Source organism: Micromonospora arida (assembly GCF_003857035.1).
GTDB classification, from domain to species: domain Bacteria; phylum Actinomycetota; class Actinomycetes; order Mycobacteriales; family Micromonosporaceae; genus Micromonospora; species Micromonospora arida.
The window spans coordinates 1-18,158 of the sequence record NZ_QGSY01000194.1 but is presented as its reverse complement, the minus strand read 5'-3'; the positions used below and the strand labels follow the sequence as shown (position 1 = coordinate 18,158).

Here is an 18,158-nt window from a genome sequence, read left to right as displayed (position 1 = left end):
CTCTGTTCCTCTGGTGGGCGGACGACAGGGTCTACCCCTTGGTCGATCTCCCACGGATGATCGGGATCCCAGGCTCGCCGATCTGAATTCTGTCCCCTTTGTGCGGGATGGTTAGGCGGGTAGGTGGCGCCCAGACCCGAAGATGTAGCGCCGCCCAGCCCGGGGGCGCCACCGATGGGCGGAAGCTGGTGCCGTCCAGGTAAACCCCGGCCTCCGGCTGGCCGGGAACCGGCCCCACCGGTAGGCGCGGTGCCAGCGCCACCGCCACCAATTACGCCACCAATTGGATTAACCTTTCGTGTCGGGCTGGATGGGGATACGGGCTGACCTAGCCCAAGGCCAGGTGCTCCACCGATAATTCCGTTCGGCGGCATTGACCGCGTCGGCGGCTGCGGGGATGGGACGCCATTGCTATTTCCGCGAAGCTGCCGATTTTCGACTCCCGGCTTGCCTTCAGAGGGCAAGATTGGGGCCCGAGGTATCGGGCCAGGTGGGAGCGGTGTCGGCGTTCCCATGCCGGGCGGCGGGGTGGAAACTCCAATTCCGGGAATTCCAGGAATCTGAGTAGTTGGCGCAGTTGCGGGGCTGGTGCCGCCAAGTATCGGACCTATCACGGGGGCGATCGAAGCGAGTTGCGAACCACCCGTCGCGCTGGATGAAGGCGAAGACGGGGCTGCGCCGACAGTCATGGGTAGAGGTAGGATTGGCGGAATTGTTGGTGCGGAGTCATAAGCGTCTGAGTCTGACGGGTCTCGCCTTGGGCGCGTGGGCGCCGCGGGTGGTTTTTGTAGGGTTGCTTGGGCTTGTTGGAGTTCGCCGCTCAGGTTGTACATCATGGATCGGGCCTGCACGTTGAGCCGTTCCAGCTCCCCATCAGCAACAGGCGGCGTAGTGGTCCGGTTGCCCATCACCGCTTTCGGGTCGGCGACCATCGACTCGTACGCCCGCTTCTGTTGGAACTTGGTCGCGTACTCCTCGTAGATCTTGCCGAGTGCGGCGCGGGTGGTGCCGATGGCCTGGGTTGCGGCGGAGAGTGCGGTGTAGTTCGCGGCGGCGGCGTCGTGGGTGCGCTGCACCTTGTCGATGAGTTCGTCGAGTTCGGCAAGGTACGTGCGGGAGGCGGCGCTGGTTTCGGGGGGCCATGCCTCGGCGAGTCCGCGTCGGTATTGCTGGAGGCGGCCGAGGTGGGTTTGCGCCAGGTCGCAGACCTTGCGCCAGCCGGCGACCTGTTTCCAGTGGTTGGCGGTGTCGTGGTCCTGGAGGCAGGCCCACATGCTGTTGACGTCCATGAGGTGCCAGTCGGTGAGGCCGGAGGTGCGGCCGGTGCCCCGTTCGATCACGGCAGCACCACCGGCCCTTCGGCGTCGGGACCGGTCGGGTCGGTCAGCATCGACGTGGGGCCGCCGGGCAGCATGTTCAAAGGGTTGGCGAGGGCTCGTTGCACGTCCACCACTCGGGCGGCGGTGAAGGCGTCGCTGTCGGCGTAGTGGGTGGCGACCTGATCGGCGGCGGCGGCCAGGTGGCCGGTGGCGCCTCGGACGGCGTACACCATGTCGGCGGTGGCCTGCTGCGTCTCGTGGTGCGCGTGCAGGAAGGTGACCAACTCGATGAAGGCGTCGCAGGGGTTGGGCAGCTTCGCGGACATGTCTTCGGCGATGTACGACAGGTGCGGCGCGTAGTTGCTCTCGACCTCGGCGGCGAGCCGGTCGGCGAACTCTCTGAGCTGGCTGATGTCGGCTTCGATGCCGCCGTAACCGCGTAGCCAGGGTGCTGGCCGGTCCTCTTCGGGGATCATGGATCCTCCCTACCCGTAGCGGCACCGTTTCCCTGAGTGAGGTTAACGGCTCAACGCCACCGTGACAGCCCCCGCGCGGCAGGTCTCGGGCTAGCGGGGCAGGCCGGCGGCGCGCCAGCCGCGGGAGCCGCCGGGTTGACCGCTGCGCGCCCAGGCGGATGTGGTCGCCGGGACGGGGGCGGCGGTTGGGCGGGTTCGGACGATGATCGCCCCCACCAGAGCGGCCAACTCCTCGGCGGTGGGCACGCCGCGGACGACCCGGAGCAGCGGCTCTTCGGCAGACATGCCGCCAGGGTACGCGGCGCGAAGTTACGCGAAGCGCACAGTGGCGTGCCGGCGGTGTGAGCGTCAGCGGGTCCGGGTACCGTCTCACCGATGTCGAACGCGCTTCCCCAACTCGTCGCTGACCGATACCGGCTCCTGTCGCCGCTCGGCCAGGGTGGCATGGGCCGGGTGTGGAAGGCGCGCGACGAGGTGCTGCATCGGGACGTCGCCATCAAGGAGTTGGTGCCGCCGCCCGGTCTCACCGATGAGGAACGCCGCGAGATGCGCGAGCGCTCGTTGCGGGAGGCGCGGGCCATCGCCCGGCTCAACCACGCCAACGTCGTCCGCATCTTCGACGTGCTGCGCACCGACGGCGATCCGTGGATCGTCATGGAGTACGTGGCGTCGAAGTCGTTGCAGGACACTCTCGCCGAGGACGGCCCGGTGTCGGTGGCCCGCACTGTGGAGATCGGCCTGGGTGTGCTGGGTGCGCTCAGCGCCGCGCACAAGGCGGGTGTCATGCACCGCGACGTGAAGCCCGGCAACGTCTTGCTCGGCGACGACGGCCGGGTGGTGCTGACCGATTTCGGTCTCGCCACGATCCCCGGTGACCCCAACGTGACCCGCACCGGCATGGTGCTCGGCTCACCTGCGTACATCTCGCCCGAGCGCGCTCGGGACGGCACGGCCGGGCCGGAGGCCGACCTGTGGTCGCTGGGCGCGACGCTCTACGCGGCGGTCGAGGGCAAGTCGCCGTACGCCCGGCCGTCGGCGATCGGCACCCTGGCCGCGTTGGCCACCGAGCCGATTCCGCCGCCGAAGAACGCGGGTCCGCTCAAGGCCGTCCTCAACGGGCTGCTGCGCAAGGACCCGAACGAGCGGATCACCGCCGAGGTGGCGGAGCGGTTGCTGCGCCGCGCCGGCGGCAAGCGGTCGCGCGGGATCTCACTGCTTGATGGCGTACGCCGGCCTGGGCCGAACGGTCCGCGCGAGCCGCGCCTGCCGGTGGTGCCGGCCCCGCGACCGGCCGAGAGTGTCGACCGGCCGGTGTCACCGCCGCCGGCCGCCGCCCCGACGATCTCCGCCGCCACCGCCGCTGCCGCCGCGACTCCGGCCGCCGATGCCACTCCGACGGCCGTCGTCTCCTCCGGTGCGGGCGCCGACCCGACCGCGGTGGTGCCGGCCGAGCCGACCGCAGCGGCGCCGGCCGAGCCGACCGCCACGATCGACCGCCCGGCGCCGTCCGATGCCGACCCGTCCGATGCCGAGCCGACCGCGAAGGTCACGGCCGCGCCCGACACGAGCGGCGACGGTACGACGAACGTGGACGACGAGCCGACGGTTGTCGACGGTCCGCCGGTGGCTCCGGAGCAGCGCAAGCCGACCACGCCGACGTCGCTCATGCCGCCGGTGGGTCCGGCCGGCCGCGCGGCGGTGCCGCCCTCGGACGGCACGAAGCCGAACAACACCCGACGTAACCTGCTGATCGGCGTTGTGGTCGCGCTGCTGCTGATCGGCCTCGTGGTGGTCGTGCCGATGCTGACCAAGGACGACGACAAGACCCCGCAGGCCAACCCGACCGGTGCGGCCGCGACCTCGGGGGCCGCCCCGACTTCTGCTGCGCCAGCGCCACCGCCCTCCGCCACAGGTGCTCCCAGCCCGTCTGCGTCGGCGACCCCCTCGGTCGACCCGAACGCGCTGCCAGCGGGCTGGAAGCTGCACAAGGATCCCGGCGGCTTCTCCCTGCCGATTCCCGATGGTTGGGTGCGTCGATCGGGCGGCTTCAACACTGTCGTCTTCGAGGATCCCGATGGGCCGGGCGAGCTGCTCGTGCAGTGGACCCCGAACCCGAAGAAGGACGCCTACGCCGACTGGAAGAGCATCGAGGGCGGCCGCAAGACCGAAGTTGACAACTACCAGTACCTCGGCATCGAGCGCTGCACCTTCTGGAAGACCTGCGCGGACTGGGAGTGGCTGGAGACTCGGGACGGGCAGCGGATCCACGTCCGCAACCGCGGGTTCGTTACGGCCAAGAACCGCGGTTACGCCCTGCGGTGGGAGATCGCCCAGAAGGACTGGCAGGCCAACCTGCCGAACTTCGACCGGATCGCCAAGGGTTTCGTGCCCGACCGTCAGGACTGAAAATCCTTCGCATGACCTTGCGCCGTCGTGGGTAATTGACCTTCGACGACGGAAGGAGGCACGACATGGGTTACCGACGGAGGGACACTCGGCCCCGGCTGGCACTGTGGATGCTCGTGGCGCTCGGCGACGCGATCCTGCTGCTGGTCAGCGCGGGGGTTTCGGTGCTCATCGCACTGCTCGGCGTCGTGATCGTTGCCGGCTTTGGCGCTGCCGCCTGGCGGTTGACCCGCAGGGGCGCGCTGGCTCGTGAGGATGCTGTGGTGCCGGCCCTGAGCCGGCGGCGGGCCTGACCCGTACCCGGTGGTGTGGCGGCAGCCGGACCGATTGTCGACCGTGTGGTGACCGTCGATCCCGCTGCCGCCAACGGCCCGGTCAGGTGTTGTTGGCCAACGCGATCAGGCGGCTCCGGTCACCGTTCCAGTAGTTGCGATCCACGTTGCCGCTGATCCCGGAGACCGCGCCGGTGCTGGTGTACTGCCAGAAGCTCCACACCGACGCACCGGCGGGCAGGGCGCCGGGCGTGCTCGACCAGCGGGCCAGCCAGAGCGGGTGGTTCGCCCACGGGCCGGTCCAGCTGCCGGTGCACTGGTTCCACCAGCTGGTGGTGGTGTAGATGACCGCGTACCGGCCGGTGCGGGAGCGGTAGGTGTTCAGGAAGTCCTGCACCCAGTTGCGCATCCCGGTCGTGCTGAGCCCGTAGCAGTAGCCGCCGGCGTACGGGTTGCCCTCGATGTCCAGCGCTGCCGGCAGGGTGCGGCTGTCCGCCGACCAGGCGCCGCCGTTGGAGGCCAGGTAGTTGGCCTGGGTGGAGCCGGCGGAGATGTTCGGTCGGGCGAAGTGGTACGCCCCGCGGATCACCCCGGCGTTGTACGAGTTGACGTAGTTGGCGTTGAAGTTCGGGTCCTTGTAGCTGGTGCCCTCGGTCGCCTTGATGAAGGCGAACTGGATGCCCGCGTTGCGGACGCTGGTCCAGTTGATGGCGCCCTGGTAGCGGGAGACGTCGACACCGGGTGTGGTGGCGGCGGCCGCCGGTCCGGCGGTCGCGACCAGGGCCGCCGCCGCGGTGGCGAGGACGGTGAGGCCGGCCGCGAGCGCGCGGCGCAGCGATGATCGGGTACGGGTCATGAATGCCTCCAAGAGGATCGCTCTATCGACAATCATCTTTGGAGCTAAGTGCCCTAGATCGCAAGTGTGGCTGAATAAAAGCTTCAACGAGGGGGCGCGCAGGGCCGCTGGACGAGGCGGAACGGATCAGCGCAGTGCGGCCGGGTCGAGCTGCCAGCGGAACGGCTCGACGACGCTCAGCGTCTCGCCGGCCTTGGCTACCTGGTCCTCGACGTAGTGCTCGCCGTCGAGCCGGAACAGCCGCAACGAGTGGCCGTCCCCGTCCTGCTCGACAAGCAGATACCAGGGGATTCTCGCGATGGCGTAGAGCTGCATCTTGAGGAGACGGTCAGCGGCCGCGTTCCCCGGCGAGACGACCTCCCCGACGAGAGACACCCGGTCGGAGTCGAGACAAGTGCCGTCGTCGTCGGCATCGGTGACGACGAGATCCGGGATCACGACCCGGTCGACGCCGAGTCGGACGTTGATCGCGTCATAGACCAGGAAACCCCGAGGCTCTGCTGCTGCCTCGATGCTGTTCGCCAGCCGACGCGACACCCGCTGGTGCCGTCGGCTCGGGGCGGGGCTCACCAACAGGCTCCCGTCGAGCAGTTCGATCCGGTCAGGCGTCTCGCCCAGGGCGAAGTAGTCGGCTTCGGTCCACAGACCGACGTGCGGCTCCAGGGGGGCAGTGCTCACCGACGGTCACCTCCCGCTTCACTCGCCACCCGATCAGTTTCACAGGATACGAGCCGGTGCCTCGGGAGCGACACGGAACGCCGCCGGTAGGCTCGCGCCCCATGATGTCGATCGACGGGCTGGGCGACCTGTGGGACACGCTGTTCGGCGCGCAGCCGGACCCGCCCGCGCTGCTGGTGCTGATCACCGGGGTCGTAGCGCTGGTGGTGGTCTCCACCCGGCTGCCGTGGCGGATCGCCCGTAACGCCATCACCATCGCGCACGAGGGCGGGCACGCCCTGGTCGCCCTGCTCACCGGCCGCAAGCTGCGCGGCATTCGACTGCACTCGGACACGTCCGGGCTGACGCTCTCCGCCGGCCGCCCCACCGGGCCGGGCATGATCCTCACTCTGCTCGCCGGTTACGTCGCACCGCCGCTGGTCGGGCTGGCCGGGGCCTGGCTGCTCGGTGGTAACCGGATCACCCTGCTGCTCTGGGTGGCCGTGGCGCTTCTGCTGGCCATGCTCGTCATGATCCGCAACGCCTTCGGTGTGGTGTCGCTGCTGGTCACGGGCGCACTGGTGTTCGCCGTCTCCTGGTACGCGACGCCGCAGGTCCAGGCCGCGTTCGCGTACACCGGGGTGTGGTTTCTGCTGCTCGGTGGGGTGCGGCCGGTGGTCGAGCTGCAACGGCTGCGTTCGCGGGGCCGGATGCCCGCCTCCGACGCCGACCAGCTCGCCGGGCTCACCCCGTTCCCGCCGCTCTTCTGGGTGGGCGTCTTCGCCCTCGTCAACGTGGCGGCGTTGGTCGCCGGCGCGCTCCTGCTCGCCGGCCCGATCCTCACCGACGCCGGCCTGACCGGCTGACCGGCGGGCGGAAGCCGCACGGGCGGAAGCCGCACGGGCGGAAGCCGCACGGGCGGAAGCCGCACGGGCGGAAGCCGCACGGGCGGAAGGCGCACGGGCTGGAGAGGCGCGGGCGGGCAGAATGAGGCAATGCGATACGTGATCATCGGCGCGGGTGCGGTCGGCGGGACCATCGGCGTACGGCTGGCCCAGGCCGATCGGGACGTGACAGTGGTGGCCCGCAGTGCCCACCTGGACGCGATCCGCGCGCGGGGTCTGACCCTGCGGCAGCCCGAGGGTGAGGTCACTGCCCGGCTCGCGGCGGTGGACCGGCCCACGGACGAGCCGCTGCCGGCGGACACCGTGCTGATCCTCACCGTGAAGTCGCAGGACACTGCCGGGGCGTTGGCCGCGTGGGTGGACGCGCCGGTGGTCGGCGGCGGCACTGCGGGCGACCGTCTGCCGCTGGTGACCGCGCAGAACGGGGTGGCCAACGAGCGGGCCGCGCTGCGCCTCTTCGCCGACGTGCACCCGGTCTGCGTCTGGCTGCCCGCCACCCACCTGGACCCGGGTGTGGTGGTCGCCAACGGGTACCCGCATCCCGGGATGCTCCACATCGGGCGGTACCCCGGGGGCGCCGACGACACCGACCGGGCGATCGCCGCCGACCTGACCGCTGCCGGCTTCGTCGCCCCGGTCCGCACCGACGTGCTGCGCTGGAAGTACGGCAAGCTGCTCAGCAACCTCGGCAACGGCCTACAGGCGTTGCTCGGCCGGGACATCCCGGACGCGCTGGTCGAACGGGTACGCGCCGAGGGCGCCGCCGCGCTCGCCGCCGCCGGCATCGCGCACACCTCGCCGGAGGAGGAGAAGGCCGAACGCGGCGACTTGGTGGGGCAGCGCCCGGTCGACGGCGAGGAGCGCTCCGGCGGCTCCACCTGGCAGAGCCTGGCCCGGGGCACCGGCTCGACCGAGGTCGACCACCTCAACGGCGAGATCGCGTTGCTCGGCCGGTTGCACGGCGTACCGACGCCGGTCAACGTCGCGGTGCAGCGGGCCGTACGCCGGGCGGTCCGGGAGCGGACCAGGGCCGGGGCGTTCCCGCTCACCGAATTGCAGAAGATGATCACCTGACCGGGGCAACCGACGACCCCGCCCGGTGCGTGTTCCCAGCGACCGACACGGGGAGGTAGCGGGTGCCGGACGTCGACGGGTTCGACGAGTTCTACCGGGGGAGTCGGCAACGACTCCTCGGGTTCGTCTACGCCCTCACCGGCGATCGGGGTGAGGCGCAGGACGCCGTGCAGGAGGCGTACGTCCGGGCGTGGCAGCGCTGGTCGACGGTCAGCGCGTACGACGACCCGGAGGCGTGGGTGCGGGTGGTGGCCAGCCGGATCGCCGTCAGCCGGTGGCGCAGCCTGCGTAGCCGCGCCCGAGCCTACCTGCGACACGGGGCCACCGAGACCGTTCCCGGGCCGGGCACCGACACCGTCGCGGTGGTCGCCGCCCTGCGTCGACTGCCCGAGGAGCAACGCGTCGCCATCGCCCTGTACTACCTGGTAGGCATGCCGGTCGCCGAGGTCGCGCGGGAGACCGCGGCCCCGGTGGGCACCGTCAAGGCCCGTCTCTCCCGGGGGCGTACCGCGCTCGCCGGCCTGCTCGCCGTCTCTGATCTGGAGGAGGCCACCGATGCGTGACGACCCGACGTTCGTCGAACAGATCCAGCAGGACCTGCGGGACGTGCGGTGGCTCGGCCCGGAGGAGATCCGCTCCCGGGCCCGCCGCCGCGGCCAGCGCAAGGTCGTGGTGGCCACGGTCGTGCTGGCCCTCGCCGGGGTCTCCGCCGTGGCGGTCGCCGCCCCGAGGAAGTCTCCGCCGCCGGTCCTGCCGGCCGCCGCGCCCTCCGCCTCGCCGACCCGGCACGAGATCACCACCGACGCCCTGTTGCAGCCAGCCGACCTGCCGCAGCAGGTCGATGTGCAGCTCAGCCAATCGGGGCTGGGTGAGCCGGTCCTGCTGGACCACATGCTCGGCGCCTGCCGGACGAGCCAGGGGCGCTCGGAAGGCTGGCAGATGTCGATCCTGTCCCGTTCGCAGACCCTGGTGCCCAAGCGTGCCGCGGCGATCCTCACCGAGTCGGACGGTCTGCTCACGCAGGATCTCTACCGGCTGACCCCGGACGCGGCCATCCAACTTCTCGCCACCATGGACGACCTGGTCGCCCCGTGCGCCGAGTGGAACAGCGTCGGCGGATACAAGGTGGGGGGCGCAACGGGCACCGGGTCGGCGACGCACCGCTGGGCGGTGGTTCAGCGGGACTTCGCCGGCGACGGGGCTGCGCTGCTGCGACACACCGCTTCGCAGCCCGTCGACCAGAAGACGGGCGAGCCCATCGGTGCGTCACCCCGGCCGACCACCACCGCCGTGGTCCGGGTGGGCGACCTGATCACCGTGCTCAATCTGGGACAGACCGGTACCGAGTTGGACCTGCGCCGCCTGGCGGCTGTCGCCGCGCGCCGGATGTGCATCGCCGCCAACCCGGCCTGCTGACCACTGTCAGGGTTGGTGCTGCCTCCCGTCGCCCGGAGGCAGCACCTTCCCCGCAGTTGCGCGGATCGAGGGATCGCGGGCGGCCTCAGAGCGGGATGTTGCCGTGCTTCTTGGGCGGCAGGGTCTCCCGCTTGGTACGCAGGACGCGCAGCGCCCGGACGATCTGGGTGCGCGTCTCGTGCGGCGGGATCACCGAGTCGATGTACCCGCGCTCGGCGGCCACGTACGGGTTGGCCAGGGTGTCCTCGTACTCGGCGATCTTCTCGGCCCGGACCGCCGCCGGGTCCTCGGCCCCGGCCAGCTCGGAACGGTAGAGGATGTTCACCGCGCCCTGCGCCCCCATCACCGCGATCTGCGCGGTCGGCCAGGCGAAGTTCAGGTCCGCACCGAGGTGCTTGGAGCCCATCACGTCGTACGCCCCGCCGTACGCCTTGCGGGTGATCACGGTGACCTTGGGGACGGTCGCCTCGGCGTACGCGTAGATGAGCTTCGCGCCCCGGCGGATGATGCCGTCCCACTCCTGACCGGTGCCGGGCAGGAAGCCGGGCACGTCCACGAAGGTCAGCACCGGGATGTTGAACGCGTCGCAGGTGCGAACGAAGCGGGCGGCTTTCTCCGAGGCGGCGATGTCCAGGGTGCCGGCGAAGTGCATCGGCTGGTTGGCCACCACACCGACCGGTCGCCCCTCGACCCGGCCGTAGCCGACCACGATGTTCTGCGCGTAGAGCGGCTGGACCTCCAGGAACTCCCCGTCGTCGAGGACGTGTTCGAGGACTGTGTGCATGTCGTACGGCTGGTTGGCCGAGTCCGGGATCAGGGTGTCCAACTCCCGGTCCTCGTCGCTGATGGCCAGCTCGGCGGGAGCGTCTACGACGACCGGCTCGTCGAGGTTGTTCGACGGCAGGTACGACAGCAGCGCCTTGACGTAGTCGACCGCGTCCTCCTCGTCGCTGGCGAGGTAGTGCGCGTTGCCGCTGCGGGAGTTGTGCGTACGCGCGCCGCCCAGCTCCTCCATGCCGACGTCCTCGCCGGTCACCGTCTTGATCACGTCGGGGCCGGTGATGAACATGTGCGAGGTCTGGTCGACCATCACGGTGAAGTCGGTGACCGCCGGGGAGTAGACCGCGCCGCCGGCACAGGGCCCCATCACCAGCGAGATCTGCGGGATGACGCCGGACGCCCGCACGTTGCGGAAGAAGATCTCGCCGTAGAGGCCGAGCGAGACGACGCCCTCCTGGATTCGCGCGCCGCCGGAGTCGTTGATGCCGACCACCGGGCAGCCGATCTTCATGGCCAGGTCCATCACCTTGACGATCTTCTCGCCGAAGACCTCACCGAGCGAGCCACCGAAGACCGTGAAGTCCTGCGCGAAGACACACACCTGCCGGCCGTCCACCGTGCCGTAGCCGGTGACCACACCATCGCCGTACGGGCGGTTCCGCTCCAGCCCGAAGGCCGTGGACCGGTGCCGGGCCAGCTCGTCGAGCTCGACGAAGGAGCCCTCGTCGAGCAGCATCTCGATCCGCTCGCGGGCGGTCTTCTTGCCGCGCGCGTGCTGCTTCTCCACGGCGCGGGCCGACCCGGCGTGCACCGCCTCGTCGACCCGGCGCTCCAGGTCCGCCAGCTTGCCCGCGGTGCTGTGCATGTTGGTCCCGGTCTCGGTAGTCACCCAGGGAATATAACGATGGTTCAGGTGGGTGCCGCTGTGCAGTACGCCTCAGTGTCGACCGGAGCACCGCCGTAGGCTGGCGGAATGTCGGGCTCCCCGTACACAAACCTGGACCGGCCGCCGCTGTCGGCGGCCCGGCTGCGCCGTGCGTTGACCGCGCCGAACGGGCCGTGGGCCCGGTTGGAGCTGCGTGCCGAGACCGGCTCCACGAACGCCGACGTGGCCGAGGCCGCCCGGGCCGACGAGCCCGAGGGCCTGGTCGTGGTCGCCGAGCGGCAGACCGAAGGGCGCGGCCGGCGCGGTCGGGTCTGGCAGTCGCCGGCGCGGGCCGGCATCGCGACGAGCGTCCTGCTGCGGCCCGGCGAGGCTGTGCCGGACCGCGGCTGGCTGCCGGCGACACCCACGGGGTACGGGTGGCTGCCGTTGCTGGCCGGCGTGGCGCTGGTCGAGGCGGTGGCCCGGCTGGCCGAGCTGGAAGCCACCCTCAAGTGGCCGAACGACCTGCTGATCGACGACGCGAAGTGCGCGGGCGTGCTGGCCGAGGCGGTGCCCGGACGGGCGTCGGACCAACCGCCGGCGATCGTGCTGGGCATCGGGCTCAACGTGACGTTGCGCGCCGACGAGCTGCCGGTGAATCCGACCGGGCTGCCGGCCACCTCGCTCCAGCTGGCCGGCGCGGTGGCCACCGATCGGGATCCGCTGCTGCGGGCGTTGCTGCGGGCGGTAGCCGACTGGTACGACCGTTGGCGTTCGGCGGGCGGCGATGCGGTGGCCAGCGGCCTGCGCGACGCCTACCTGGCGGCCTGCGCGACGATCGGCCGCGAGGTACGCGTTCTGCTCCCCAACGGCGACTCCCTGACCGGCACCGCCACCGGGGTGGACCCGGACGGCCAACTGATGGTCACCACGTCGACCGGCGCCCGAACCCTGGCCGCCGGCGACGTCCTGCACCTCCGCTGAGAACGGGCAAGATCACGTAGAGCCGAGTGGGCCCGCGCGGCGGATGTTGTGGTGGGGCTTGGGGGGTTTACCGTCTGCGCGTCTAGAAAATCGCGTTGGAGGTTCCCGTGGCGTTTCCTGAAGACGTGCTCACCGAGGACGAGCACGTCGTGCTGCACCTGCATCCGCACTGGAAGGCGTTGATCCGGCCGATCGCGGTGCTGGTGCTGGCCATCGCCGCGGTGGTGGTCGGCGTGCTCCTGTTGCCCGAGAGTGGCGGCGGTTCGATCGCGCTGGCCGTGATCGGGGCGATCGCCCTGGTCGCGGTGCTCTGGCTCGGCCTGTGGCCGTTCCTGGTCTGGCGCACCACCCACTACCTGTTCACGAACGAGCGAGTCCTGCTTCAGCAGGGCGTGTTCTCCCGGGACCGGCGGGACCTCCCGCTCGCCCGGGTCAACGATCACTCGATGAACCAGCGTTTCGTCGAGCGTCTGCTCGGCTGCGGGACGCTCACCATCGAGTCGGCGGGTGAGCGCGGCCAGTCGGTGCTCCACGACGTGCCGGACGTCGGAAGGGTGCAGACCACCCTGTACGAGCTGGTCGAGGCACAGCACGACAAGCACTCGCTGGGCGATGGCGAGATGCGCGACATGCTCGCCGACATGCAGGACGGCAAGCCGCTGCGCGACACCACTACCTGAACCGGGCGGTTGGGACCCGCCCCTGCCGCACTGTCGGGGGCGGGTCAGTCGGGTCGTTGAGCCTCGGGTGAGCCGCTGCTCTCCGTCGGGTCGGCGTCGGTCGACCCGACGGTGGACGGGTCCGCTGCGGTCGGGCCGCTGTCCGGCTGGTCAGCTCCGGGCTGGTCCGCGTCGGTCGGGGCGGCTTCGGCTTCGGCGGGGTCGGCCTCGACCGGTCGCACGGCGAACCAGCCACGGAAGCGGGTCCGCAGCACCTCCTGCTCGGGCCGGTCGTCCGGGCCGAGGCGCAGCATGGTGCCGGTGAGGCTGACGGTGCCGAGCCCGGGGCGGGCGGTCGACGGCCGGGCACCCATCACGTCGACCCGGACCGCGAGCCGGTCGCCGGCCCGCACCGGGGCGAGCCAACGCAGCTCCTCCAGGCCGGGGGACGCGTCCGCGGCGGCCCGGGACAGCAGGTGGTCGACGTACGCGCGCATGAACAGGCTGACCGTGTAGAAGCCGCTGGCGATCAGTCCACCGTGTCGGCTCTCCGCGGCCAGGTCGGGGTCGACGTGGTACCACTGCGGGTCGAAGCGGCGGGCGAAGGCGACCATCTCGTCGGCGTCCACGGTGACCACGCCGAGGTCGACGGTGAGCCCCGGGACGAGATCCTCGAAGAACAGCTCGGCCGGCCGCCCCGTGCCGGAGCGGGCGTCGGGGGTCGTCACCGGCGGGGCGCGCGGCGGGTGCTGACGTGCAGCTCCGCGGCGAGTTCCGCGTCCAGGTCGACGGCGGGGCTGACGCTCAACTGCGGGGGCCGGCCCTGAGCCGGTGCGCCGGCTGGGGAGTCGAGGCGTTGCGCCGACTCCGCCTCCTCCAGCTCGGACACCGATTCCGCCAACTCGGCGACCGGGTCCATCTCCGCCATGGTGTCCCACTCGTCGCGCGGAATGTCGTGCCAGGTGGAGTCGGGCTTCGCGGCCTCGTCCTCGGCCGGTGCGACGGGCTGGAAGACGAAGGTGCGGTATGACCAGAATCGGAACAGCGTGGCCAGCAGGACGCCGACGGTCTTGGCCAGATTCAGCGCCAGCAGGCCGTGTACGCCGAGACCGTACTTGGCCGCCGCCACGGCCCCCAGCTCAATGAGCAGGCCGGCGCCATTGAAAAGGAAGAAAAGGAGATATTCCCGGCGAAGTGCCGATTTCGGGCGATCGCGGTACGTCCAATGCCGATTCATGAGGTACGACGTGATGGTCGCGACGATCGTCGCGATCACGGTCGCCTTCAACTGACCGTTGACGAAAACGGTCAGTGCAAGGGCATTGAACACCGCGTAATTGATGACGGTGTTGATGCCGCCGACGATGCCGAACTTGAGCGCCTCGTGGATGAACTTCTGCCAGCGCTCAGGCAGCAGGCGGACAAGACGCATGCGAAACACCTTAGGGCAGTCGGTGCGGCCGGCGATCACCGGCCGAACGAGGTGGGCGGCAGGTCACGCCCCGTGGTCTCGGTCGGGATTCACCTGCGGAAGGGTCGGGGTTCCCGCTTCGACGAAGACGAACCGCCGGTACGACCAGAATCGAAACAGCGTGGCGAACCCCGTGCCGACGATGTAGCTGGCGAGATTGTCCGCCAGGCGCGTCTGGAACACGGCCGGCCAGATGGCTCCGAGCCCGTAGCGGCTGAGCGCGAGGCAGGCCACCGTGATGCCGAGACCGACAGCGTTGAAGAAGAAGAAGAGCGCGTACTCGCGGGCCGCGTTGTTGCGCTGGCGGTGCCGCCACGTCCAGAACCGGTTGCCCACGAAGGCGACGGACGCCGCGATCACGGTGGAGATCGTTTTCGCCGTCAGCTCTTCGACGCCGTGCTTGCTCGTCAGGTAGTTGAAGAGCGCGAAGTCGACAAGGAAGGCGAAACCACCCACGGTGGCGAACTTGCTCATCTCGCGGATGAGGTGACCGAAGCGGTCGAGGAGTATGCCGACGAGACCCCGCCGGGTCTGCCGGGGACCCGGTTGTTCCCCGGTCATCGTGGCGGCCACGGAGGGAGCCTACCGGCTGCCGGCCAGTCAGAGGGGTAGCAACGGCAAGCGGGCGTGGTCTCCCGGAGGGGCCCAGCGCCGTGTACGTAACCACCGCACAGCGCGTAGCCAATTGGGAGGACTGAGCCGCCGCGGAACGGGAATCACCGCACCGGTCGGCGGGGCAGGTCCACGGCCCGACCGCAACAAGCTTCCGCCGGGGTGCACAACAAGATTTGCGTGAAACTGCGCGGGAAAGCGGGTATCAGCTCGTGATGCCGCAGCGAGGCCGTAGCTTGTGCAGTTCTTCACAACCTGTCCCACTGACTCGGAAGGCTGCCCGGTTTACGCTGAGGCCAATCCCAGGTTTCCACGAAGGCGACGCATCGCGCCGCCGAGTCTCGTGCATCCCATAGATCGGTCAGCGTCGACCACAAGGAGATGTGTCATGGTTGCTCCGGCTGTTGTGCGGGGTATTGATCAGGCCCCGACGTCCCATCCGAAACTGCTCGCCTGGGTCCGTGAGGTCGCGGAACTGACCACCCCCGACCGTGTCGTCTGGGTGGACGGGTCCGACGAGGAGTGGCGCCGCCTCACCGACGAGCTGGTCGAGTCCGGCACCCTGATCCGGCTCAACCCGGAGAAGAAGCCCAACTCGTTCTACGCGCGCACCGACCCGACGGACGTCGCCCGGGTCGAGGAGCGCACCTACATCTGTTCCGTCGACGAGGCGGACGCCGGCCCCACCAACAACTGGATGGCGCCGGCCGAGATGAAGCGGACGATGACGGATCTGTACCGGGGATCCATGCGCGGTCGCACCATGTACGTCATCCCGTTCGTCATGGGGCCGGTCGAGGCCGAGTCTCCGATGTTCGGTGTCGAGATCACCGACAGCCCGTACGTGGTCGCCTCGATGCGCATCATGACGCGGATGGGCACCCGGGTCCTCGAAGCCATGGGTGACGACGCGGACTTCGTGCACGCGCTGCACTCGATCGGCGCCCCGCTCGCCCCCGGCCAGCAGGATGTGGCCTGGCCGTGCAACGACACCAAGTACATCTCGCACTTCCCGGAGAGCCGGGAGATCTGGTCGTACGGCTCGGGTTACGGCGGCAACTCGCTGCTGGGCAAGAAGTGCTACTCGCTGCGGATCGCCAGCGTGATGGGCCGGGACGAGGGCTGGCTCGCGGAGCACATGTTGATCCTCAAGATCACCTCGCCGGAGGGCAAGACCTACCACATCGCCGGCGCGTTCCCCTCGGCCTGCGGCAAGACCAACCTCGCCATGGTGGAGCCGACGATTCCCGGCTGGAAGGTCGAGACCATCGGCGACGACATCGCCTGGATGCGGTTCGGCCCGGACGGCCGCCTCTACGCCGTCAACCCCGAGTACGGCCTGTTCGGCGTCGCGCCCGGCACCGACTGGAAGACCAACGCCAACGCCATGCGCACGCTGGACCGGGGCAACTCCGTCTTCACCAACGTCGGCCTCACCGACGACGGCGACGTCTGGTGGGAGGGCATGGGTGAGCCGCCGGCGCACCTGATCGACTGGAAGGGCAACGACTGGACGCCGGAGAGCGACAGCCTGTCCTCCCACGCGAACAGCCGGTTCTGCACCCCGATCACCCAGTGCCCGATCCTCGCCGACGAGTACTTCGACCCGAACGGCGTGCCGATCGACGCGATCCTCTTCGGCGGACGCCGCAAGGACACCGTCCCGCTGGTGACCGAGGCCCGCGACTGGGTGCACGGCGTCTACATGGGTGCCACGCTCTCCTCGGAGACCACCGCCGCCGCGTCCGGCGCCGTCGGCGTGGTCCGGCGGGACCCGATGGCCATGCTGCCGTTCATCGGCTACAACGCCGGGGACTACTTCCGGCACTGGATCGAGATGGGCAAGGGCGCCGACGGCGACGAGGCGAAGCTGCCGAAGATCTACTACGTCAACTGGTTCCGCAAGGACCCGGACGGCTCGTTCCTCTGGCCGGGCTTCGGGGAGAACTCCCGGGTGCTCAAGTGGGTCGTCGAGCGGATCGAGGGCACGGCCGACGCGGTCGAGACGCCGGTCGGCATGGTCCCCGCGCCGGACGCCCTGGACGTCGAGGGCCTGGACATGACCCCGGAGGACGTCCGGATCGCGCTGAAGGTCGACCCGGACGAGTGGCGCAACGAGCTGCCGATGATCACCGAGTGGTTCGAGAAGTTCGGTGACAAGCTGCCCGGCGTGCTCTGGGCCGAGTTGGACGCGCTGCGCGCCCGCCTGGACGCCGCGCAGCCGCAGCGGTAGGTGTGAACGAGCCCCATCGCGGGCAACATCGGATTTCATGAGGACGGCCGCCGAGACCCAGGTCCGGCGGCCGTCCGCCGTCCGGGTGCTCACCACCCTGCTGGCGACGACGGCGGCGGCCACCGTCGTGGTCGAGCTGCTCAACTGGTGGTACGCCCCGGAACAGGGATTCGGGCTGGCCGTACGGACCGGCTGGGCCATGCTGCGCTCGTTCGGCTTCCTGCTGCTGATCGGGCACGTGCGACGGGGTCGTACGGTGGCCCGCCCGTTCGGGCTGATCCTCGCGGTCACCACGATCTTCGCGGTCGGCCGGCTCATCGTGCCCCGGCAGGGGGTGCCGCCACTGCCCGGCCTGCTCGGCTTCGCCATTCTCACGGCGCTCTGTGTCGCGGTGGTCTGGTTGCTCTACCGCTCGTCGGCGTTGGCCGGGCACCTGGTCCGGCACCGTCCACGCCTCGTCATCGACCGGGACGGCATCTCCTGGCGGGAGACTCCGCCACGCCGACCACAGGCCAGCGCCTGGCTGTTGACCAGCCGGGTGGCGGCCTTCACCTACAGCCCGTTGATGCTGGTGCCGGCCCTGGTAGCCGGAGGCTCCATCCTGGACGATCGACTGACCGCGGTACCGGCCGTGCTGTTCTGGTTCGGCGCGGGCATCACCGCCAGCTACGCCGTGCTGTTCTGCACCGCGTTCCTGATGCGGGGCAAGGACTGGGCGCGCGGCCTGCTGGTCGTCGTCACTGGGGCCGTACTCGCCGTGGATCTGCCGCTGTGCTGGTGGTTGCTGGGTGTAGACGGCCTGGTCCGCGACGGAGGCCCCCTGGTGGCGGCGGCAGGGCTGACCCTGTACGGCCTTCGCTGTGCCGCCCGCGCCCCCGACGACGCACGACCTGAACCCCGACCCTGACCGCGGCGGAGCCGCGCACCGACGCCGCTGGGTGCCGACCCGGCGGCCGATTGCGGCCCAGCGGCTGCCCATCCCCCCTCCTCTGCTCTGCACCGTCCTTTGCTCTGCACCCCGATAGGCGACAGTCGCGGACGGTGACCGTCGCATCCGCGGGTGCAGAGCAAAGGGGGGTGGGTGAGACCGGCCGGCCCGGTGCGGGAGCGGTCTTCGCGCGCGGGCAGGGGGCAGGATGGCGGGCTGTCGCTTAGACACATCTGACGCTGCCG

The 18,158-nt window shown here is 70.2% G+C and carries 18 protein-coding genes; 10 read left to right on the top strand and 8 right to left on the bottom strand.

The features are described 5' to 3' along the window. Window positions 1-1,336 precede the first annotated feature (1,336 nt). Complete coding sequence (locus tag DLJ58_RS18320; protein WP_124858015.1) at window positions 1,337-1,795, bottom strand: hypothetical protein; 459 nt, start codon at window positions 1,793-1,795, stop codon at window positions 1,337-1,339. Between the two features lie 90 nt (window positions 1,796-1,885). Then, a complete protein-coding gene (locus DLJ58_RS18315) occupies window positions 1,886-2,080 on the bottom strand; it encodes an acyl-CoA carboxylase subunit epsilon (RefSeq protein ID WP_124858013.1) in 195 nt (64 codons plus the stop codon). A gap of 90 nt (window positions 2,081-2,170) precedes the next feature. On the opposite strand from DLJ58_RS18315, the gene DLJ58_RS18310 reads away from it, so the two are divergent. After that, window positions 2,171-4,201, top strand: a complete 2,031-nt coding sequence (locus DLJ58_RS18310; protein ID WP_124858011.1) for a serine/threonine-protein kinase — start codon at window positions 2,171-2,173, stop codon at window positions 4,199-4,201. 65 nt (window positions 4,202-4,266) lie between these two features. Continuing rightward, window positions 4,267-4,494, top strand: coding sequence for a hypothetical protein (locus tag DLJ58_RS18305; protein WP_124858009.1), 228 nt, complete (start codon window positions 4,267-4,269; stop codon window positions 4,492-4,494). An 82-nt stretch (window positions 4,495-4,576) separates the two neighbouring features. Here the strand turns inward: DLJ58_RS18305 and DLJ58_RS18300 are convergent, their stop codons facing one another. Beyond that, on the bottom strand, window positions 4,577-5,329 hold the full coding sequence (locus DLJ58_RS18300) for a GH25 family lysozyme (protein WP_124858007.1): 753 nt from the start codon (window positions 5,327-5,329) through the stop codon (window positions 4,577-4,579). A gap of 126 nt (window positions 5,330-5,455) precedes the next feature. Next, window positions 5,456-6,007, bottom strand: coding sequence for a Uma2 family endonuclease (locus DLJ58_RS18295; protein WP_124858005.1), 552 nt, complete (start codon window positions 6,005-6,007; stop codon window positions 5,456-5,458). A 101-nt stretch (window positions 6,008-6,108) separates the two neighbouring features. On the opposite strand from DLJ58_RS18295, the gene DLJ58_RS18290 reads away from it, so the two are divergent. The 4 genes from DLJ58_RS18290 (at window position 6,109) to DLJ58_RS18270 (ending at window position 9,381) form a co-directional block, all read left to right on the top strand. Next, entirely contained in the window at window positions 6,109-6,852 is a 744-nt protein-coding gene (locus DLJ58_RS18290) for a M50 family metallopeptidase (protein ID WP_124858003.1), read from the top strand. A 129-nt stretch (window positions 6,853-6,981) separates the two neighbouring features. Further along, on the top strand, window positions 6,982-7,965 hold the full coding sequence (locus tag DLJ58_RS18280; protein ID WP_124858001.1) for a ketopantoate reductase family protein: 984 nt from the start codon (window positions 6,982-6,984) through the stop codon (window positions 7,963-7,965). A gap of 62 nt (window positions 7,966-8,027) precedes the next feature. Continuing rightward, window positions 8,028-8,528 carry a SigE family RNA polymerase sigma factor gene (locus DLJ58_RS18275; protein WP_112581912.1) on the top strand — a complete coding sequence of 167 codons (501 nt, stop codon included), beginning with the start codon at window positions 8,028-8,030 and terminating at the stop codon, window positions 8,526-8,528. Then, the gene (locus DLJ58_RS18270) at window positions 8,521-9,381 is read left to right on the top strand and encodes a hypothetical protein (RefSeq protein WP_124857999.1); all 861 of its coding nucleotides are present in this window, start codon (window positions 8,521-8,523) and stop codon (window positions 9,379-9,381) included. The genes DLJ58_RS18275 and DLJ58_RS18270 overlap by 8 nt, the downstream gene beginning before the upstream one ends. 85 nt (window positions 9,382-9,466) lie before the next feature. Here DLJ58_RS18270 and DLJ58_RS18265 read toward each other — a convergent pair whose 3' ends face one another. Further along, window positions 9,467-11,050, bottom strand: coding sequence for an acyl-CoA carboxylase subunit beta (locus DLJ58_RS18265; RefSeq protein WP_091394374.1), 1,584 nt, complete (start codon window positions 11,048-11,050; stop codon window positions 9,467-9,469). An 84-nt stretch (window positions 11,051-11,134) separates the two neighbouring features. Between DLJ58_RS18265 and DLJ58_RS18260 the strand changes: the two genes are divergently transcribed. Both DLJ58_RS18260 and DLJ58_RS18255 read left to right on the top strand, forming a co-directional pair. Beyond that, window positions 11,135-12,010 carry a biotin--[acetyl-CoA-carboxylase] ligase gene (locus tag DLJ58_RS18260; RefSeq protein WP_124857997.1) on the top strand — a complete coding sequence of 292 codons (876 nt, stop codon included), beginning with the start codon at window positions 11,135-11,137 and terminating at the stop codon, window positions 12,008-12,010. 107 nt (window positions 12,011-12,117) lie between these two features. Continuing rightward, window positions 12,118-12,690, top strand: a complete 573-nt coding sequence (locus tag DLJ58_RS18255) for a PH domain-containing protein (protein WP_112679064.1) — start codon at window positions 12,118-12,120, stop codon at window positions 12,688-12,690. Window positions 12,691-12,734: 44 nt separating this feature from the next. On the opposite strand, the gene DLJ58_RS18250 is transcribed toward DLJ58_RS18255, so the two are convergent. From DLJ58_RS18250 to DLJ58_RS18240, 3 genes are all read right to left on the bottom strand, one after another. After that, entirely contained in the window at window positions 12,735-13,397 is a 663-nt protein-coding gene (locus tag DLJ58_RS18250) for a MaoC/PaaZ C-terminal domain-containing protein (protein WP_208741189.1), read from the bottom strand. Continuing rightward, window positions 13,394-14,101 carry a GtrA family protein gene (locus DLJ58_RS18245; protein WP_124857995.1) on the bottom strand — a complete coding sequence of 236 codons (708 nt, stop codon included), beginning with the start codon at window positions 14,099-14,101 and terminating at the stop codon, window positions 13,394-13,396. The genes DLJ58_RS18250 and DLJ58_RS18245 overlap by 4 nt, the downstream gene beginning before the upstream one ends. 63 nt (window positions 14,102-14,164) lie before the next feature. Then, window positions 14,165-14,701 (bottom strand): GtrA family protein, encoded by a 537-nt coding sequence (locus tag DLJ58_RS18240; protein WP_112679150.1) that lies wholly within the window; start codon window positions 14,699-14,701, stop codon window positions 14,165-14,167. 439 nt (window positions 14,702-15,140) lie between these two features. On the opposite strand from DLJ58_RS18240, the gene DLJ58_RS18235 reads away from it, so the two are divergent. After that, complete coding sequence (locus DLJ58_RS18235; protein ID WP_124857993.1) at window positions 15,141-16,985, top strand: phosphoenolpyruvate carboxykinase (GTP); 1,845 nt, start codon at window positions 15,141-15,143, stop codon at window positions 16,983-16,985. 37 nt (window positions 16,986-17,022) lie between these two features. Next, window positions 17,023-17,892: a hypothetical protein gene (locus DLJ58_RS18230; protein WP_124857991.1), complete on the top strand. Its 870-nt coding sequence runs from the start codon at window positions 17,023-17,025 to the stop codon at window positions 17,890-17,892. Window positions 17,893-18,158 lie beyond the last annotated feature (266 nt).